This is a genomic window from Aliivibrio salmonicida LFI1238, assembly GCF_000196495.1.
GTDB lineage: Bacteria > Pseudomonadota > Gammaproteobacteria > Enterobacterales > Vibrionaceae > Aliivibrio > Aliivibrio salmonicida.
Genome location: NC_011314.1, coordinates 12,737 through 30,807 on the forward strand (window position 1 = coordinate 12,737; position 18,071 = coordinate 30,807).

The 18,071-nt window shown below is 37.8% G+C and carries 13 protein-coding genes and 3 pseudogenes; 11 read left to right on the top strand and 5 right to left on the bottom strand.

Going from position 1 to position 18,071, the window contains the following annotated elements; translation table 11 throughout:
* Positions 1-407 precede the first annotated feature (407 nt).
* Complete coding sequence (locus tag VSAL_RS22180; RefSeq protein ID WP_012552323.1) at positions 408-1,394, bottom strand: ArdC family protein; 987 nt, start codon at positions 1,392-1,394, stop codon at positions 408-410.
* 773 nt (positions 1,395-2,167) lie between these two features.
* Here VSAL_RS22180 and VSAL_RS23140 point away from each other — a divergent pair.
* Complete coding sequence (locus tag VSAL_RS23140; protein ID WP_083799331.1) at positions 2,168-2,317, top strand: Hok/Gef family protein; 150 nt, start codon at positions 2,168-2,170, stop codon at positions 2,315-2,317.
* 71 nt (positions 2,318-2,388) lie between these two features.
* On the opposite strand, the gene VSAL_RS22185 is transcribed toward VSAL_RS23140, so the two are convergent.
* Positions 2,389-2,655 (bottom strand): hypothetical protein, encoded by a 267-nt coding sequence (locus tag VSAL_RS22185; RefSeq protein WP_012552325.1) that lies wholly within the window; start codon positions 2,653-2,655, stop codon positions 2,389-2,391.
* 136 nt (positions 2,656-2,791) lie between these two features.
* Here VSAL_RS22185 and VSAL_RS22190 point away from each other — a divergent pair, with 136 nt between their 5' ends.
* The gene (locus VSAL_RS22190) at positions 2,792-3,475 is read left to right on the top strand and encodes a hypothetical protein (RefSeq protein ID WP_012552326.1); all 684 of its coding nucleotides are present in this window, start codon (positions 2,792-2,794) and stop codon (positions 3,473-3,475) included.
* A gap of 98 nt (positions 3,476-3,573) precedes the next feature.
* Here the strand turns inward: VSAL_RS22190 and VSAL_RS22195 are convergent, their stop codons facing one another.
* Entirely contained in the window at positions 3,574-3,840 is a 267-nt protein-coding gene (locus tag VSAL_RS22195) for a hypothetical protein (protein WP_012552327.1), read from the bottom strand.
* Positions 3,841-4,121: 281 nt separating this feature from the next.
* On the opposite strand from VSAL_RS22195, the gene VSAL_RS22520 reads away from it, so the two are divergent.
* From VSAL_RS22520 to VSAL_RS24325, 3 genes and pseudogenes are all read left to right on the top strand, one after another.
* The gene (locus VSAL_RS22520; protein WP_012552328.1) at positions 4,122-7,181 is read left to right on the top strand and encodes a Tn3-like element ISVsa19 family transposase; all 3,060 of its coding nucleotides are present in this window, start codon (positions 4,122-4,124) and stop codon (positions 7,179-7,181) included.
* A gap of 237 nt (positions 7,182-7,418) precedes the next feature.
* A pseudogene (locus VSAL_RS24320) lies at positions 7,419-7,562 on the top strand (MbeB family mobilization protein); the annotation flags it as partial.
* Positions 7,563-7,597: 35 nt separating this feature from the next.
* Complete coding sequence (locus VSAL_RS24325) at positions 7,598-8,131, top strand: hypothetical protein (RefSeq protein ID WP_422614557.1); 534 nt, start codon at positions 7,598-7,600, stop codon at positions 8,129-8,131.
* Between the two features lie 248 nt (positions 8,132-8,379).
* Here VSAL_RS24325 and VSAL_RS22210 read toward each other — a convergent pair whose 3' ends face one another.
* Positions 8,380-9,573 (bottom strand): IS91-like element ISVsa9 family transposase, encoded by a 1,194-nt coding sequence (locus tag VSAL_RS22210; RefSeq protein WP_012548955.1) that lies wholly within the window; start codon positions 9,571-9,573, stop codon positions 8,380-8,382.
* A 541-nt stretch (positions 9,574-10,114) separates the two neighbouring features.
* On the opposite strand from VSAL_RS22210, the gene VSAL_RS22215 reads away from it, so the two are divergent.
* Genes VSAL_RS22215 through VSAL_RS22230 form a run of 4 tightly spaced genes read left to right on the top strand, consistent with a single transcriptional unit; the run spans position 10,115 to position 14,244 of the window.
* On the top strand, positions 10,115-11,179 hold the full coding sequence (locus VSAL_RS22215; protein WP_012552329.1) for an ABC transporter substrate-binding protein: 1,065 nt from the start codon (positions 10,115-10,117) through the stop codon (positions 11,177-11,179).
* Positions 11,176-12,219: a FecCD family ABC transporter permease gene (locus VSAL_RS22220; protein ID WP_012552330.1), complete on the top strand. Its 1,044-nt coding sequence runs from the start codon at positions 11,176-11,178 to the stop codon at positions 12,217-12,219. Before VSAL_RS22215 ends, VSAL_RS22220 begins: the two co-directional genes overlap by 4 nt.
* A gap of 31 nt (positions 12,220-12,250) precedes the next feature.
* A complete protein-coding gene (locus VSAL_RS22225) occupies positions 12,251-12,958 on the top strand; it encodes an ABC transporter ATP-binding protein (RefSeq protein WP_044583712.1) in 708 nt (235 codons plus the stop codon).
* Complete coding sequence (locus VSAL_RS22230; RefSeq protein ID WP_012552332.1) at positions 12,955-14,244, top strand: hypothetical protein; 1,290 nt, start codon at positions 12,955-12,957, stop codon at positions 14,242-14,244. Before VSAL_RS22225 ends, VSAL_RS22230 begins: the two co-directional genes overlap by 4 nt.
* A gap of 179 nt (positions 14,245-14,423) precedes the next feature.
* Here the strand turns inward: VSAL_RS22230 and VSAL_RS22235 are convergent, their stop codons facing one another.
* The gene (locus tag VSAL_RS22235; RefSeq protein WP_129545991.1) at positions 14,424-15,749 is read right to left on the bottom strand and encodes an ISNCY family transposase; all 1,326 of its coding nucleotides are present in this window, start codon (positions 15,747-15,749) and stop codon (positions 14,424-14,426) included.
* Positions 15,750-16,272: 523 nt separating this feature from the next.
* Between VSAL_RS22235 and VSAL_RS22240 the strand changes: the two are divergent.
* Both VSAL_RS22240 and VSAL_RS22245 read left to right on the top strand, forming a co-directional pair.
* Positions 16,273-17,126, top strand: a pseudogene (locus VSAL_RS22240) (IS91-like element ISVsa9 family transposase); the annotation flags it as partial.
* A 79-nt stretch (positions 17,127-17,205) separates the two neighbouring features.
* Positions 17,206-17,862: pseudogene (locus VSAL_RS22245) on the top strand (IS91 family transposase); the annotation flags it as partial.
* Positions 17,863-18,071 lie beyond the last annotated feature (209 nt).

The window sequence follows — 18,071 nt, forward strand, 5'->3', positions numbered from 1 at the left end:
ATGGTGAAATTGGCTTTTTTAGACGGGCCAATGCTAACTCAGCAACATTCAAATTCCTTACCTTTAAACCTAAGTATAATAAGCTCTAACTGTTCTTTCTGTGACAACATACTCGATCCATCCTTACAAAAATACTATGCCGTTATTTACTGTACAGTTAGTATATTACATTCGTTAAATTATATATAGCAAAAAACGTCGCTATAGCCAAATACTATAGATAAAATTTCAACGCATAATTCGAACTTATCCATCATATCCACATAAGGATAACTGGAAACCGTTAGAATTATTTCCAGCCTATTGTGGGTATGTGGGTAAGTTCGAGTGAGCCTTTAGGCTCATTGTGGCGAGGCGAAGAATGAGTCTCGCACGCAAAAAACCAGTCCGAAGACTGGTTTATCAATTTACGATTTAAGTAGCCATTGATGCGCTTTACTCGCTTGACTGGCAGCTTTAAAAATGAATTTCTTATCATTATTTAAACGCTCTAACCAACTTGCAATATAACTTTCATGCTGAACATCCCCTACTATTCCCAAATCTGCACAACAAAATTCTGCGCCTAACTCTGCAATTAATTCTTCAAACGCATAATCTTTTGACCCAAATCCATTTTTTAAATCACGGTCTAAACGGGTTTTATGACCTGTTGAATGAACCAACTCATGCCATGCCGTCGCATAATAATCATAAGAAGAATTAAAACGGTCAACCATTGGCAATGTAATTTCGTCATGAGCTGGTGAATAAAAAGCACGAACGCCACAATGATTAATTGTCATGTTAGTATTTTTAATCGCATTTTCTACGTGGTTCAACGTCACAAACTCGTTTTTCTCTCTACTTTCTTTCACCATCGCCACTGGTTTTTCGATGTTGTCCACTTGATCAATGTTAAACACCGTGAAGGTTTTTAACATTGGAATGGTTTCTATTTTTCCGTCTTCGTTTTCTTTTTCCCAACTTTTGTAATACACAATAGTTGTACCTTTTTGTCCTTTAATAACGTTTCCGCCTAGCTCGTTGGCTTGCTTGTATGTCAACCAGTAAGGACTTGTAAAACCTTTCTCTACCGTTTCACTCCAAAGCAGTAAAATATTTACCCCTGAATAATTTGTTTTTGTTTTAAAGTTCATCGGTAACATTGAACACTCATTAGTTCTATCCCACGGACATGCCCACGGTTTCACTCCATTTTCTAACGCAGCAATAATGCGATCAGTTACCATTTGATAAATGTCTTTAGAGACTCTAACCACCGCACGTTTTCTACTTATTTTACGCTTTTTACCCATTTCATTTTTGCTTGAGTCTGACTGCTCAAACGAGGATACGTTTGTCGCTTCTGTTTCTTTAGTGATTGTTGAGTTGATAGCTGTTGAGTAAGTCATGGCTGTTTTTCCTGTGGTTAAGTGAGTTTTCATCTTCGTCGTCGCCTGACTGTTCGATTTCTTGCCATCGTTCTATTGGACAAGGGCGCGAAGCGTTTATATACCCTTGTCCAATAGGTTGTGGTGAGAAACGATTTACAGGAAGTTGCGAGACGATATGAAAAGTCACCCATAGGAAAAACAATGACGCAATGAAACCGCTATCGACGATTACAAGAACAAAGAAACAGAAGTGAAAGCCGTTGATTTTGCTTTGGCACTGGCTTTTGATATTGTTTTGCGTTGGGGGGAATAACGACAGGAACCTACTAGCCGTTAGAAACTCAGTTTCTTTACGGATAAAGGTTATCGGAGGACGAGCAACGCGAGGAAATGACCCTTTTTCGACAGAAAAAAACGCCCTAAATAAAAAATATAAACACGATAATTGAGCGTTAAAACGGCAATAAAAACAGGTTATCGCTAGAAAACATATGTAGCAAATTACGACACTATAGGAAATTACTACATATTATTTAATGAGGGATAACGGTAAATATAAGAAATAAAACGAGCAAAAAATGACGGTATATATGAAAAGCTAGGATTTGCTAAAGCGTTTAAGGTAGAATGTCTGCGGGTGCTTTTGGCTATCAACCGAAAGCATAACGTAAGTTTTGTAGACGGTAGATAACTAAAAACCCCGAAAGTAAATTTTCATTCACTAACGAGGCTTTAGATATGTACTTCAACAATACGGATCTTAGTCTCTATTTTAATAAGAGGCAAGTAAAATGCTAAAAAAATCGGCTGTAACGAGTTTGGTAGTCATTTGTATGACTATTTTAATTGGTCTTTGGATGGTACGTGATTCACTGTGTGATTTTTCGTATCAATCAGGTAGTACGATAATAACGGCAACACTTGCCTACGAATCAAGATAGAAGCTGGACGGGTAGCTGGAAACAGCTACCCGATTTCAGATTGTAAGGTATAGGCCACAAGCACCCATGTTTTACTTCTTCCCTACTTTAGAAAAATAGACTTCTATTGAAGTAAAGCCTAATGATTTTACAAGCGCACTTAAAATATCTAACCGCCACGTTCTTAGCTCATAAATACGCCCATGACGGACGGCATAACCAAGTTGATTCTTTTCATCAATACCAAATAGTGAAAACTTATTGTGTTCATTATTCGACTCTTGAGCAATAAGAGTGGTTATCGTCTTAGTATCAACCAGACGCTTAAACTCACCTTCTTTGACACGACTAAATTTCATTATTTCTTACCAATTGAACATATTCCCATAATGTATTATACATATTGACGATATGTATTTTAGCTTAAATATGATTTGTGGTGCAAAATTCAAAATTGTAAAGTATAATCAACTCATATAAATAAAGGGGTTAATTATGGAATTTTCAATTGATTTTTATAAGCATTATATAAGTGTATATGAGAAAAATATTACCAAGTTTGAACATATTTTAACTGATAGTGATTTAACTGATAGGTTGTATTATGAAAAAACTTATTATGACATATTATCTAAACTATATATTTCTGAAAATGATGATATGTATGATTCTGCTCAGAATTTTATCTCAGAAATGAATAAAGACATACCAGACGATAAATGTAAGGACTTTCCATATCTACTTGGTCTGTTGAATGGCTATTACAAAATTTTCTTGATTAAAATAAAATCAGAAGAAAAAGATATTTATATTAATGAAGCCATTGAATTTTTGCATGGTTACGCTATTGAACTAAATGATTTATATGATGAATTAGCAACGTGCAAAGAAGATTTTGATGTTATTCCGTATTCTTTAAATGTGAAAATTCACGATGAAATGGACATTCTTTATCAATCAATAAATCCAATTACTGATAATTTGAAATCTTATTTTCTATCTTCTCGACATGGTGGCGCACGCCTAAACGCAGGAAGAAAGAAAGAAGAGCCAACACGTCAAATGAGGATCCCTAAATCTTTATACACTTTGATTAACGATCTTAAAATTGCCTATAAAGATTTAACTGATAAAGATAAAGAAATTTTTCGTTCTTCACTTGAAGACATTTTTAAATAGATCAAGCCTCAAATGGGTAACATTAGGAGCTACCTTAATGTTACATGACAATGAAGTAATGAATGATTTTAACGCCTGAGTCACTACTATGGCTGGACTTATTTAGGTACTCTTTTTTCATATCCTGAATGTTCAATACATTGAACAGCATCTAATAATTGAGCATAAGCCTCATTAAAATCGCCGTTAATATCAGCATTGGCCAAGCGTTTAAATAATACATTATCAAATGAACACTTTTTAAAACATTGAAGCATTTCATTATCAGTCGCCACCTTTCCATTACTCGAAAACCACATTTCTTCATTTTTTTGGATCGAGCAACCAAAAAGGAAAATCAACAAAATAAAACTAATATATTTCATTTTCTACCTCAATAACATTTATCATAAAACTATAAATGAAAAACGACTGAAAACAATAAAACGACACACCGATGATAGTTAAATCTGCTTATGATGACATTAGGGTTTACTTAAATGTCATTAATGAAAATATAATGAATACAAACTTTAACTGTTCAACTAGCTTAGCTAGAACTAGGGATGTAGCGTGATCGTTAGAGCAAAAGGAAGTGATCACCGTCGATCTATCTCGATGGTAAGAAACATTGAAATTCCTTACCATTAAAAATAAGAATCCCGTTATGACCAAACTTGCTATTTTTACGCCAAAAGAACAACGTGACTTTGATACACCACCTAAATTTTATAAAATTGATCGTTCGCGTTATTTTTCGATATCGAGCGAAATAAAACGATCAGGTTTTAACAAACTTAGGACAGATATAAATCGAGTAGGGTTTATACTTCAACTTGGCTACTTTAGAGCATCAGGGAAGTTTTACGTCAAAGAGGACTTCCGAAAACGTGATATTAAATATGTTTGTAACATGCTAGAAATAACTGAAAAAATTGATATTAACCTTTACAGTGATACTTCACGTAAATATCATCGGGATAATATATTGTCACTATCAGGTTGGAAATTACCCGATGAATCTCATGATGAAAAATTAAATTATCATGCAAAGTGGTTTATCGAGCAACAGCTTTCTCCTCGAAAGGTTATTAAGGCCCTCGTTGAATACTGTTGGAGCAATAAGCTAATTATCCCTACTTACAGTAAACTTTCCGCTTATATTACCGTTCACTTCAACGATTATGAAGAACAATTACTTGTCATTATAAAAAAGCAAATGACTAAAGAACAAAATGAATCACTCCAAACATTATTTAATTCAATAGACAAAACTCGTCCTCTTTCTCGCCCACCCATTACAAGTTTAAAGACAATTAACCAGTCAGTTAAGCCAACAGAGATCCAGAAAAATGTTGAAACTTTTGAAATGGTAAAGAGCTATCATTTGAGCGTTAAAACATTAACGCACCACTTGCAATTAACAGATCAAGCAACGGAATACTTCGCTACCTGGGTGAAAAAAGCACAAACCTTTCAGTTGACCAGTTTTTCTAGCACTCACAAAGCTTATCTGCATATGTTGGCCTATTTAAAACATCAGTTTTATTTACGGCAAGATACCCTCATTGATATCTATCTAAAATCAACATTGTCTACCAAGTCACAATTAACTGCAAAATTGCAACAAATTGAAAAAGAACAGCAATCAGGCAGAAACACAGCCATAAAAGTTGTTTCAAAATCAAACAAGAATTTAACCAAATTCAGAAATCGAGTGATTGATATTGTTACGCAATCCCCACTTTCTGACACCGAAGTTGTTCGGCAATTGGAAAATCTTATAGAAGAAAGTTTGAGATCCTATGATAAAAAAGAACAAGATAATATTCGTGAAATGGAGTCGTTTCTTGCCGCTTTGACAGGGAATGGCCGATATTTTGATATTGTAGAGTCGTTATCATTAAAGTTACAGCGTAGGGTGTCAAATATACTAAAAATAGTAGAGTTTTCAGATCGAAGTACTAACAAAGAATTACTCTCTGCAATTAATCACTTCAGCTTATCCGATGGTGATGTTGGGCACAATCCACCGCTAGAATTTTTAAATCAAGCAGAGCGTGATGCAGTTGTTAGAGAAGGCAAATTTAGAGTTTCGTTATACAAAGCACTGCTATTTTTTCATGTTGCAGATGACATTAAAGCAGGTCAACTTATTTTCGATGCTACTTATAAATACAAAGGAATATTTGATTACCTTATTGATGAAGAAACCTGGGCAAAGGATCGAGACAAGTTACTTCAAGCGGCAGGGCTTTGGGAGTTTAGTAACGTTTCAACGGTGTTGGATGGATTACGAAAAAAACTCAATATTAAGTACCATGATGTAAATATCCGGTTGGTCGAAGGTAAAAACCCATACTTTCAACTTGATAGTGACAACAGACCTAAAGTAAAAACACCTAAAATTGATAACAATGATTTTGGTTTTGTGGGCGACACACTTATGCAGAATGGCTATGTACCAATCCAAAAAATTCTGGCTGATGTTAACCAAGTATGTGATTTTAAATCCTGCTTCACACACTTTTCCAATAAGCACAAAAAAATGAAACCCTCGTTGAATGTACTGTTAGCCGGCCTCCTTGGTAAAGGGTGTAACCTGGGATTAAATCGGATCGCAAATATTTCGGTGGGTATTAGTGAAGATGTCCTGAATAACACGGTTAAGTGGTTCTTTGATCTCAAAAACATTCAGGCGGCCAGTGACAGTATTGTTAGCTACATAGATAAACTATCTCTTGCTAACGCATACAGACATGATGCAAATCAGTTGCATACAAGCAGTGATGGACAGAAATACTACGTGTCTGTTGATTCGTTAAATTCCACCTATTCTTTTAAATATTTTGGCAGTGAAAAAGGCTCTACAGTCTATACCTTTATAGATGAACGTCAGGCACTTTTTTACTCAACGGTAATAAGCGCATCTGAACGAGAAGCCGCATATGTGCTCGATGGCATCACTCATAATGATGTTGTGAAGAGTGATATCCATAGTACTGATACGCATGGATATACCGAGTCAATATTTGGTGCTGCACATTTTATGGGGACATCGTTTGCGCCGAGAATTAAAGGGCTAGGAAGCCAAACCATTTATGATTTTGATGGTAAGAGTTTACACTCAGAAAAAGGGCATACAATAAGGCCTAGTCGGGCAATCAGGAAAAAATTAATCAAAGATAATTGGGAGGATATTTTACGTTTTATGGTGACGATAAAACTCAAAAAAGCGTCTGCCTCACGGTTATTCTCTAGGCTTAACTCTTATACCAAACAAATGCCTCTCTATAATGCACTTAAAGAGTTTGGCCGCATCATGAAATCTAATTTTTTATTGACGTATTATGATGATATGGAATTGCGTCAGCGGATAGAAAAACAACTTAATCGCGTTGAATTATCCAACAAGCTTGCCAAAGCAATATTTTTTGCGAATAACCAGGAGATACAAGAAGGGGAGAAAGACGAACAAGATCTCACGGCAGCTTGCAAGATGCTCATTCAAAACTCAATTGTGCTATGGAACTATCTATATCTATCGCAATATTTGGCAAATTTAAATGGTGTGGAAGAGCGTACTAATGCCGCTCAATCCATCCTCAACGGTTCGGTTTTAACTTGGCGTCATATCAACCTTCACGGCCAATACGACTTTACCAGAGATTCCGCAAATGATGATGAATTTGATTTAGAGCGGATACTGGCTTTACTGATAGTTTGATAGTTTCGGTAAACCCTAGAATAAAGCCATATATTAATTACTTATATATCAATATGATACCATGGGTAAGTGGGCGTTTTTTACCGCTTTTGTAGTACAACCCTAAAATTAAGAATAGGGATGATATTAAAAATATTTTAAAGGAACAGGGTTTCGATATAGCAAGAGAAACCCCAAAAAGCATCTCAATTTCGGATCCCGAAGGTGGGCGAAATATCAGATTAAAGGGACATATTTATGAGCAAGATTTCCGATTTAGCGAAAAACTTCGAGGAGAAATCACAGCAGCAAGCGATCGATACGAAGCAGACATTAAAGAACGAGTTCAACAAGCACGAAGCGTTTATAGAAAAGGAGTTGAGATTAAGCGAACTGAAAATGAAAGACGTTATCCACGCACAGAATCGGCGTCTAAAATGCTTAATATTAAAGACATGGTTTTGGATGCCAGTCATGTTAATCAACCTTCTTTTGGTGAGTTGGGGCGTGCTTTATTATCAAGGGAACCAAATAAAAAAGAATTTGGAGATCATCAGAAAACAGAACCAAAAGATGAAAGAATTAGAAAAATACAACGTCAAAGTGATCACGTCAGACGGAGTAAACTACCTAGTGCTACCGAAAGGGGCGATAATTCAAGACACATATCAGACGGAAATGGACAAGTATGTAATCAAGTGGAAATAAATTATGACCGAATTAGAAAAGCAGCTTTTGAACGCATTCGAGATTTTACAGGAACAGCACGAGAAGCAACATCAAGACTTTCAGAGCGCGTACAAAAGATTGGAAGAAATGTTTTCCATTACCTCGAAGGAAAACAAGATGCTCAACGAGCAAGTAAATCACTTGAGCGATCAAGTGTCGAACTTGAGCAAGCAATTAGTAAGACGGAAGTAGAACCTCAGCAGAAGGTAAAATTGAAAGTGAGAGGCGGTTTTGAGCGTTAGCTACGTGGCTGTAATTATTTTTTGAGGATGTTAGTTAGCTAGATTTCACGTAGTGAACGTTAAATAAAATATTTAACACTCGAAGGTAAGGAATTTGAATGTTGCTGAGTTAGCATTGGCCCGTCTAAAAAAGCCAATTTCACCATCGCTGTTTTTTTAAAAGGTATCGAAAATATAATTATCGGGGATTTTATAACTGTTTTAGCCCTATTTCATGAGTTTTAGATACACTTATCCTACAAACCTTATTATGCTGCCCTCAATTCTGACTGAACTATCGCATGGGTGACTAAATCATTGACCGAATTTCCGACTCGGAAATTCGTAAACACCAGACGACTTTCACATAAAATACATTCGTACGGATCTACTTTTACATATCCTTTTAACATTGCGGCATACCCTGGCATTTTCGGCTCAGCTTCTATTGTCATACCTAAAGCTGCATAAACTCTAGGCAGAGCTTCTCCACGACGACGCATTGATAAAAAACCGTAGTATCGGATCATCTTGAAATGTTTATCAGGATAGTGCTCTACTATCCGTCTTATCATCTCTTCTGGTGATAATGTTAGGCTGTCTGTTGTTCCTGTTCGATGGTCTAAATAATTAAACGTTATCATTCCGCCTTTGGCGTAATGACTTAAACGTGACGCTGAAATTGGGGGCCGTTTTAAATACCGACCAAGATAGTTCATCGTCGGTTTTACATTATTTGTCTTTTTAGCAAAATGAAGCTTCCAACGACGATTATATTGACTGCTTAAAAAGCGTGACCAATCCGTTTTATTACGGATATAGGGGCATTCTTCGCTTGATAAATCAAGCTCATAATAAGCCTTACCCAATAAACTGACGATAGCCGCTCTCCAACAAGGCTCTGTCGTTTTCATTTGGAAGTAAATGGGTTTCCATAAACCGGTACGTTCACAAATTCCCCCACGAGTGACCGATAAATGTAAGTGCGTATTCCAATTCAGTTTTCGACCGTAAGTATGAAGAGCACAAAAGATACCGACATCTATTCCTTTATCTTTTGCCCATCCCAGCAGAATGTTTGCAGCACATTTGAATAATTTATTTAACAGCCAACGGTTATGACGAAAGATAGGCCATAGCGTGTTTGGAAGGGTAAAGGTGATGTGTTGATATTCGCATTCAGGGAAGACATGTTGTTGCTTTTGTATCCATCGCTCTGTGGCTTTCATGCCACAGCTACTGCACGCTCGAGATTTACAGGTTTGGTGAATATATTTGATATGGGTACAGTCAGGGTTGCAACAATGATATTCGCGAGAGCCAAAAGCCGCTGTCCCACAGGACAGCATCTTTGTGACATTTTCAATCACGACCGCTCTTAGGTTAGCTTTGTTATTATGAAGAAATTTAAGCCAGTTATTTTGACTATTAAATAATTGTTTCAGGGGTTTATATGCGTGCATGGCGATAGGATAAACGATTTATTGGCAACAATGGAAGAGGTTGAGTCCTTTTGATTTGCGCCGTAGGCGCCTATTGTTCTTTTTACACAATAAATATTACCTAGTAATATTTATTGTGTTTTATCTTACATAACATGCGTTATGCGCAGTCATTTTTGCTTCTTATGTTGTTTACTTAACCGTGATGATTGTAGTATTACAAACTTTTAGATGACATGAGAAATACTAAATAACATAAGGCCTGTTTAATTTATTAACTTATTTTTTCGAAATTGGTAATGTTCAGTGATGGTTTTTATGATTTTAAGCAATGCGCAACCAGTTTCCACTAGTAAGTTTAGCGTAACGCTAGATTTGAGTTCGATTTTTAACTTTATTTTAGATTCTGAATTTTTTGGTATATAGAAAAATCCGATATATCATTACATACACTCGTTGGCCTACCTTTAAAGGGGGGGGGGGGTTGATTTTATTGAAATGAGATTCATTATTATTACCATTTGAATTATAGTGTGGTTTCACATAATATTGGAATACAATAATGAAAAAACTAAATTATATTATTTTTTATAGTGCCCTCTTTACTGCTGGCTTCTCACATGCAGATGTTACTTTTGAAGATAGTCGCGGAAAGTTGATTACCTTAGATAAGTATCCACAGAAGATTGTTGCGATCGCAAGCTCTGCCCCGATTATTTACAGTGCGGTTAGCCAAAAACCTGAAACCATCATCAGTATGACTGCAAAGTCAAAAAAGACTATCATTAACGGGCTTTATTCTGACTTTTTTCCATACTTGAAATCCGTATCAGCGGATGCCGCTAAAGATAAGTTCGTGCCTAATGTTGAAGCTATTTTAAAGTATAACCCAGATCTTATTTTCCAATGGGGGTACGACCCTAAGTTAAGTGAGCCGCTAGAACGTGTAGGTTTAACTGTTGCGACGTGGCCATGCTGTAGTGATTTAGACCGTCAAAGTACTGTTTTGATGTCAGGTTATATTTCCGGTAATATTGAGCGTGCTAAAATGATTATTAATTCCGCTAATCAAGCCAGCGATACGTTAAAATCCACATTATCTTCAATTAATAAAAACAACTATCCCACTATGTTGGAAATTGACCAACTAGATCAAAACATTCGTATTATTGCCAATAATTCACGAGATTACTCCATTAGTGGTGTTGATAATTTGGGCCACGATGACAATGCTGAGTGGTGGAAAACAATCAATGTAGAGCAGCTTTATATATGGAATCCAGAGATGATTATCATCCCAGCATGGGCTGAGCAGCTTACTCCGAATGCTTTCTACACAAATCCTTTATTAGCTGATCTGCATGCAGTAAAAAATCGCAACGTTTACAAAGTACCATTATTTCATCGTTCTCCTGATGCTTCAGAAGCTTATTTAACTATGCAATGGCTTGCTCATATATCTTACCCAGAGCTGTTCACCAATAGCTCATTTATAGATAAGGTTCGTCATGCCTACAAGACCATTTATGGTGTTGATATTAGCGAAAATCAGTACATTCGCATAATGCAGACTGAACAAAACAAAGTTAGCCATGATTATGAGAAAAAATTTGGTCTTAAAGGATGAATAATATCGTATATTACCGACCTTCACGTGATAAATGTATTCTAGGATTAATCGGTATATTAGTTATGCTGACGTTCTATTCTGCCACTTTAGGGCGTTATGATATCACTTTTGATAAAGTGATAATGATTCTACTTGATAATGTTATTTCAAGTTCGGATATCACTTGGTCTACTATTGAGTCGCGTGTTGTCGAATTGATTCGTATGCCGCGCATTTTGGCTGCGATTCTTATCGGAATAGGTTTATCAGTTTCAGGTGTAGCCGCTCAAGCTTTATTTAGAAACCCTCTAGTTGATTCCACTATCATTGGCGTCACATCTGGTGCCGCCTTTGGTGGGACGCTAGCTATATTGTTGTTTGAAAGCACCATAATGACTGTGTTGCTCTCTTTTATATTTGGCATGCTTAGTGTATTTGCTGTGATGCTATTAGCTCGTATTAATGGCCGTACATCAGTGCTCACTCTTGTTTTAGTTGGCGTTATTATCTCTACTTTTTTTGGAGCTGCTATTTCAATTGTTAAACTGTTGGCTGACCCTTTTTCGAAACTACCTTCGATAACTTACTGGTTAATGGGTAGTCTTTCTGCTGTCAGCTATGATTCGTTAGTTATATTGTTGCTAACTGTATTGCCATCGTCAATTATAATTTATTTATTACGTTATCAAATGAATATCGTATCGATGGGAGAAGAACGAGCAAGTGCGCTCGGTACACCATTTAATAAAGTTCGCTGGATTGTGCTGATTGCCATGGCGGTAATTTCATCAGGAGTTGTAGCAACAGCTGGCGCAATTGGTTGGGTAGGATTAATCATTCCCCATGTCGCTCGTTTTTTGGTCGGCGCAAATCACATTCGCCTCATTCCTACTGCAGCTCTTATTGGTGGTATTTTTATGCTCGCTATCGATAATGCTGCGCGTACGATGTCAGATGCAGAAATTCCAATTGGTATTATGACTTCACTTATTGGTGTACCGCTGTTTGCATTTATATTGCGTAGATCACAATCAAATAGTGGGTGGAACAATGATTAATATCGACAGAGTTAGTCTTTGTCATGACTCTATGACAATTTTGAGTAACTATAGCATCACTATCGATAAAGGTGATGTGGTGGCCATTATGGGGGCTAATGGTGTCGGTAAAACGACATTGTTAACCGCACTGATAGGCAGTAAATCTATTAGCCAAGGTGCTATTTCGGTCGATGGTGTTATTGGCTATGTGCCACAGCTTTTTGATATGCCATTTAGCTACAGCGTACTTGATATTGTACTTATGGGGCGTGCTCGTTACCTCGGTTTGACAAAAACACCTAATAGCAACGATTTCGGTCTAGCACGTTATTACATTGAAATGATGCAAATAACTCATCTTAGCGAGCGTAATTTTAACCAACTAAGTGGGGGGCAAAAACAACTAGTCATGATTGCTCAAGCTCTCACATCTCAATGTGATGTGTTAATTCTAGATGAGCCATTCTCATCTTTGGACTACCACAACCAAACAATTGTGTTAGACAAAATTCGACAGCTTAACCAAGAGTTGGGTATGACAGTTGTATATACCACCCATATGCCGCAGCATGCCATCGAAACAGCGTCACACGTATTGTTAATGAGTGGAAAGTCTGAATATCTCTATGGCACTACTAGCGATACGCTAACTTCCCAAAGTTTAACTGCTCTATACGGCATTGAAGTTGGTGTTGCAGTATTTCAATCCGATCAGTCCATCACACTAGCACCTAGATTTAAGAGATCATTCTTATGAAGAAAATTGGTTATATTACTTGGGGGTGCGGCTCGCAAGTGCTTTCTTTTCGTGATTATTCTCATTGGATAGATGATCTTATCTATGTTCACGAACTGCCAAAGATAAATCTAAACCAATACGCGGCAGTGATTATAGCTTGTCACACTAATGGAGAATTTATTGCTCAGCATGCTGAGCAGATTAATCAATACGTTCGTGATGGTGGCTTCCTTATCGCATTTCCTGTGCGAGGCATCGACCAATGGCTTGATGTTGTAGATGTAAAGTGGGAAGACAAACGTATAGAAGATTGGCTATGGTGGACAAAATCTGATGGCTATATTGAACTTTATCAACCCACGAGAGATCATAGTTTATTTGATTTTGTCAATATTGAAGATATGAAGTGGCACTGGCATGGTGTATTTGCTTGCGGACATACAGGCTTGTCACTACTCAATACAGAAAATGCTCACGACTCATTGATAGTCGACTTCCCTAACTTACCAAATAATGGACGAGTGCTGTTAACCACACTCGACCCACACAGTCACAATGGTCAACGTTTTATGCCTGCAGCAACGCGCTTTGTGACAGGCTTCTATCCTTGGCTGAACTGTGAGTTAAGTATTGATCGTGAGGTGATTCCTGACTTTAATGTTACTTACTTATCAAGTAGCGATATTCCAACAGAAAATGAACCGCCATACTTGGCGGCTACTTTTGACAATACACCAGGTAATATTAATTTCAAATCTATCTATGAACTGCAAGATCATATATGGTTAAGCGATGTGCTAATCGTGCCGCGTATTTGCGATCAGTTCTATCTCCGAACGCTACAAGATAAGTTTATGAATTACTTAGCTAAAGGTGGCCAACTAATTATCAATACGGAAACGGTCATTGAATGGCTACCAGTGCTTAAGGCATTTAAAACCATATCACCTAATCCATTTGTAAACCTTAAAGTAAGAGTTAACAATGATCCTTATGGATTCTTTTCTAATATGCCGGAAGATTTTTACACTTGGGAAGGTGTTTTTGGACAATACAGTCGTGGTTACTCTGAGCCTCCCGAAAACGCCGTCTATCTGACTCATGTAGGCTGTGGTGAAGATCCCAAGCCTTCTGACTGGATGTGGCAATATCCAACAGATGATGGCCGTGGTGGTAAAGTTGTGGTGCACAATGGCGATGACTATCATCGTTATCCCGATCACGGGATACACAAAAATACATTATTACGTGATATATGCCTTGGATTAATTAAAAACCGTAACCGAACAATTGTTAACGTTTAAGAATGGAACTGAATGTTAGATTTAGCCTCCTAATTGGAGGCTTTTTAGATCTTGGAATAAAATCGTCAATATACGGCCTATTGAACATAAAGACGATAATGCGCAATACCATTTGTTAAAGCATGTTAAAGCAAGTTAGAAATGTCACATATTTCACCAAGATAGAAATGTCACATTTGTTATTTATCCGGTTTTAGTGATTCGCGTAAAATAGGATTGATTTGTCGTGCTCTTTTTTGTGCTGTTCGGCTGAACGTTTGGGCGCTTCTCGTTCGCTCCAACGTGTCACTTCTTTCTTCCTGACTTCGTTTCGCAAAAGACAGCGCCGCACCCAATCGCTTGTTATCAACAACCGCACCTTGATTAACCTGTCGCAGTTTATCGAACACGTGGTAAGGCAAGGCCTTACCACAATGCTTTATGCTCAATGTGCCATCCGGGTAGTCGTATATCATGACGTTCTTACCCGCTAAACGCGCTGTCGCATCCGTAGGCTCTATTAGGTAAACCACTTTGTCGTATTGCAATGTTAACGCGTTCGATACCTTACGGGTCTTTTGACGCGCGAATATGTCGTCGAGTTCTTCTGAACTTTCCCGTAACGGACGGTGTGCTTCCTCTAAACTATGCGGCGCTCGACCAAATCGGTGATTGAAATCTGCAATGAAAATAGGCAGCCACGCGTTCGCTTGCTCCATTGAATCAATGCCTGCAAGTCGCATTTCTTTGATTAGCCTGTCTTGTAGGGTTTTGTTTGCTCTTTCAACTCGCCCCTTAGCTTGAGAGCTGTTAGCACAAATTAAATCGATATTTAATTCATACAAGGCACGACCGTATTGTGTCATCTGATTACCACTAAGAGGCGCTTTCTTATTGATTCTAAAGACAGAATGCTTGTCGCTGTAAAAAGCGATGGGCTTGCCATGTTGCTCAATATATTCCCGTGTCGCATTCATGTAATCATATGTTGATTCCACTTCACTGAAGCGTAATGTCATTAATCTACCGGTGGCATCGTCAATAAATACCAATAGACAACATTTATCTGCACGACCTTCGAACCAGTCATGATGTGAGCCATCAATTTGAATAAGCTCACCTAAAGACTCTCGCCTATACCTGGGTTGGTAGGTCTTTGGCTTAGGTTTCGCACGGGACTTCCATAAGCCTTCGTCAATCATCCAGTGCCGTAATGTCTCTGATGACAGCTTGATACCATGCTGTTCGAGTAATTTCTCATTCGCAAATGTAGGCCCGAAATCAACGTATTTATCTTTGAGAATACTCAACGTATTTCGTTTGAACGCTGGTGAGAAACGTCGATTACTTGGTTTTCCTCTTTGCAATGAGGCTAACCCTGACGCACCGTTTTCACGGTATTTGTTAACTAACCGTTGAACCTGTCTTCGCGTTAAATTAAGGGTGTTTGAAGCATTTTCTTGAGTTAATCGCTTCTCACAAACGTCACGAATAACATCAACACGATTTAATTCTTTTTGGTTCATAGCAAACAACATGACACATAGCTCTGATAGGATTAGTAATGGAAATAATCCTATCAGAGCTATGTGTCATCTCTAAGTTGGGGAAATGTGACATTACTATATTGGGTTAACAACCATTTCATCACTCGGGATAAATACCCTCTCTAATGCTTATTCCCCCCCTTTAAAATCGATTTAAACCCGCAATTATGCATGGCAAATTTTGCACCATCATTGGGAAAGTAGGTTTCGGTTAAAATCGGGCTGAAAGGCTTATTTACACAGGAATGATTTGCTGGACTGGAGCGTAGGATTCATTACTTATTGTGAGATCAACTCGATACGATCAATTTCTACGGCTTGATCGTTATGCCTAGATCGCATACTATAAAAACAGATGAAAAAAAAACCTCTTCAGCCAGCAAGCTTCAGAGGTTTTAGAACGCCCTAATAGGACGTTTATGCGAACAATAGGCGCCTACGGCGCAAATCAAAAGGACTCAACCTCTTCCATTGTTGCCAATAAATCGTTTATCCTATCGCCATGCACGCATATAAACCCCTGAAACAATTATTTAATAGTCAAAATAACTGGCTTAAATTTCTTCATAATAACAAAGCTAACCTAAGAGCGGTCGTGATTGAAAATGTCACAAAGATGCTGTCCTGTGGGACAGCGGCTTTTGGCTCTCGCGAATATCATTGTTGCAACCCTGACTGTACCCATATCAAATATATTCACCAAACCTGTAAATCTCGAGCGTGCAGTAGCTGTGGCATGAAAGCCACAGAGCGATGGATACAAAAGCAACAACATGTCTTCCCTGAATGCGAATATCAACACATCACCTTTACCCTTCCAAACACGCTATGGCCTATCTTTCGTCATAACCGTTTGTTAAATAAATTATTCAAATGTGCTGCAAACATTCTGCTGGGATGGGCAAAAGATAAAGGAATAGATGTCGGTATCTTTTGTGCTCTTCATACTTACGGTCGAAAACTGAATTGGAATACGCACTTACATTTATCGGTCACTCGTGGGGGAATTTGTGAACGTACCGGTTTATGGAAACCCATTTACTTCCAAATGAAAACGACAGAGCCTTGTTGGAGAGCGGCTATCGTCAGTTTATTGGGTAAGGCTTATTATGAGCTTGATTTATCAAGCGAAGAATGCCCCTATATCCGTAATAAAACGGATTGGTCACGCTTTTTAAGCAGTCAATATAATCGTCGTTGGAAGCTTCATTTTGCTAAAAAGACAAATAATGTAAAACCGACGATGAACTATCTTGGTCGGTATTTAAAACGGCCCCCAATTTCAGCGTCACGTTTAAGTCATTACGCCAAAGGCGGAATGATACGTTTATTTTTTTAACCTCGAACGGAATAACATGAAGGTTAACGTTGTCCCCAGAAGAGATGATAAGACGGATAGTAGGGGGGAATTTTGAAAGCCCCCGTTTTGGAAACCCCTTTCTTCCAAAGGGAAACGACAGAGCCTTGTTGGAGNGCGGCTATCTTCAGTTTATTGGGTAAGGCTTTTTATGAGCTTGATTTATCAAGCGAAGAATGCCCCTATATCCGTAATAAAACGGATTGGTCACGCTTTTTAAGCAGTCAATATAATCGTCGTTGGAAGCTTCATTTTGCTAAAAAGACAAATAATGTAAAACCGACGATGAACTATCTTGGTCGGTATTTAAAACGGCCCCCAATTTCAGCGTCACGTTTAAGTCATTACGCCAAAGGCGGAATGATAACGTTTAATTATTTAGACCATCGAACAGGAACAACAGACAGCCTAACATTATCACCAGAAGAGATGATAAGACGGATAGTAGAGCACTATCCTGATAAACATTTCAAGATGATCCGATACTACGGTTTTTTATCAATGCGTCGTCGTGGAGAAGCTCTGCCTAGAGTTTATGCAGCTTTAGGTATGACAATAGAAGCTGAGCCGAAAATGCCAGGGTATGCCGCAATGTTAAAAGGATATGTAAAAGTAGATCCGTACGAATGTATTTTATGTGAAAGTCGTCTGGTGTTTACGAATTTCCGAGTCGGAAATTCGGTCAATGATTTAGTCACCCATGCGATAGTTCAGTCAGAATTGAGGGCAGCATAATAAGGTTTGTAGGATAAGTGTATCTAAAACTCATGAAATAGGGCTAAAACAGTTATAAAATCCCCGATAATTATATTTTCGATACCTTTTAAAAAAACAGCGATGGTGAAATTGGCTTTTTTAGACGGGCCAATGCTAACTCAGCAACATTCAAATTCCTTACCTTAAATTTGAGGTGTAATTTACACTATGACATATGCCTATCCCTT

Coding starts and splice junctions, on each gene's coding strand:
- VSAL_RS22220 (WP_012552330.1), top strand. CDS start 11,176: ATGAATAATATCGTATATTACCGACCTTCACGTGATAAATGTATTCTA.
- VSAL_RS22180 (WP_012552323.1), bottom strand. CDS start 1,394: ATGACTTACTCAACAGCTATCAACTCAACAATCACTAAAGAAACAGAA.
- VSAL_RS22225 (WP_044583712.1), top strand. CDS start 12,251: ATGACAATTTTGAGTAACTATAGCATCACTATCGATAAAGGTGATGTG.
- VSAL_RS22215 (WP_012552329.1), top strand. CDS start 10,115: ATGAAAAAACTAAATTATATTATTTTTTATAGTGCCCTCTTTACTGCT.
- VSAL_RS24325 (WP_422614557.1), top strand. CDS start 7,598: ATGCTTAATATTAAAGACATGGTTTTGGATGCCAGTCATGTTAATCAA.
- VSAL_RS22520 (WP_012552328.1), top strand. CDS start 4,122: ATGACCAAACTTGCTATTTTTACGCCAAAAGAACAACGTGACTTTGAT.
- VSAL_RS22190 (WP_012552326.1), top strand. CDS start 2,792: ATGGAATTTTCAATTGATTTTTATAAGCATTATATAAGTGTATATGAG.
- VSAL_RS22195 (WP_012552327.1), bottom strand. CDS start 3,840: ATGAAATATATTAGTTTTATTTTGTTGATTTTCCTTTTTGGTTGCTCG.
- VSAL_RS23140 (WP_083799331.1), top strand. CDS start 2,168: ATGCTAAAAAAATCGGCTGTAACGAGTTTGGTAGTCATTTGTATGACT.
- VSAL_RS22230 (WP_012552332.1), top strand. CDS start 12,955: ATGAAGAAAATTGGTTATATTACTTGGGGGTGCGGCTCGCAAGTGCTT.
- VSAL_RS22235 (WP_129545991.1), bottom strand. CDS start 15,749: ATGAACCAAAAAGAATTAAATCGTGTTGATGTTATTCGTGACGTTTGT.
- VSAL_RS22185 (WP_012552325.1), bottom strand. CDS start 2,655: ATGAAATTTAGTCGTGTCAAAGAAGGTGAGTTTAAGCGTCTGGTTGAT.
- VSAL_RS22210 (WP_012548955.1), bottom strand. CDS start 9,573: ATGCACGCATATAAACCCCTGAAACAATTATTTAATAGTCAAAATAAC.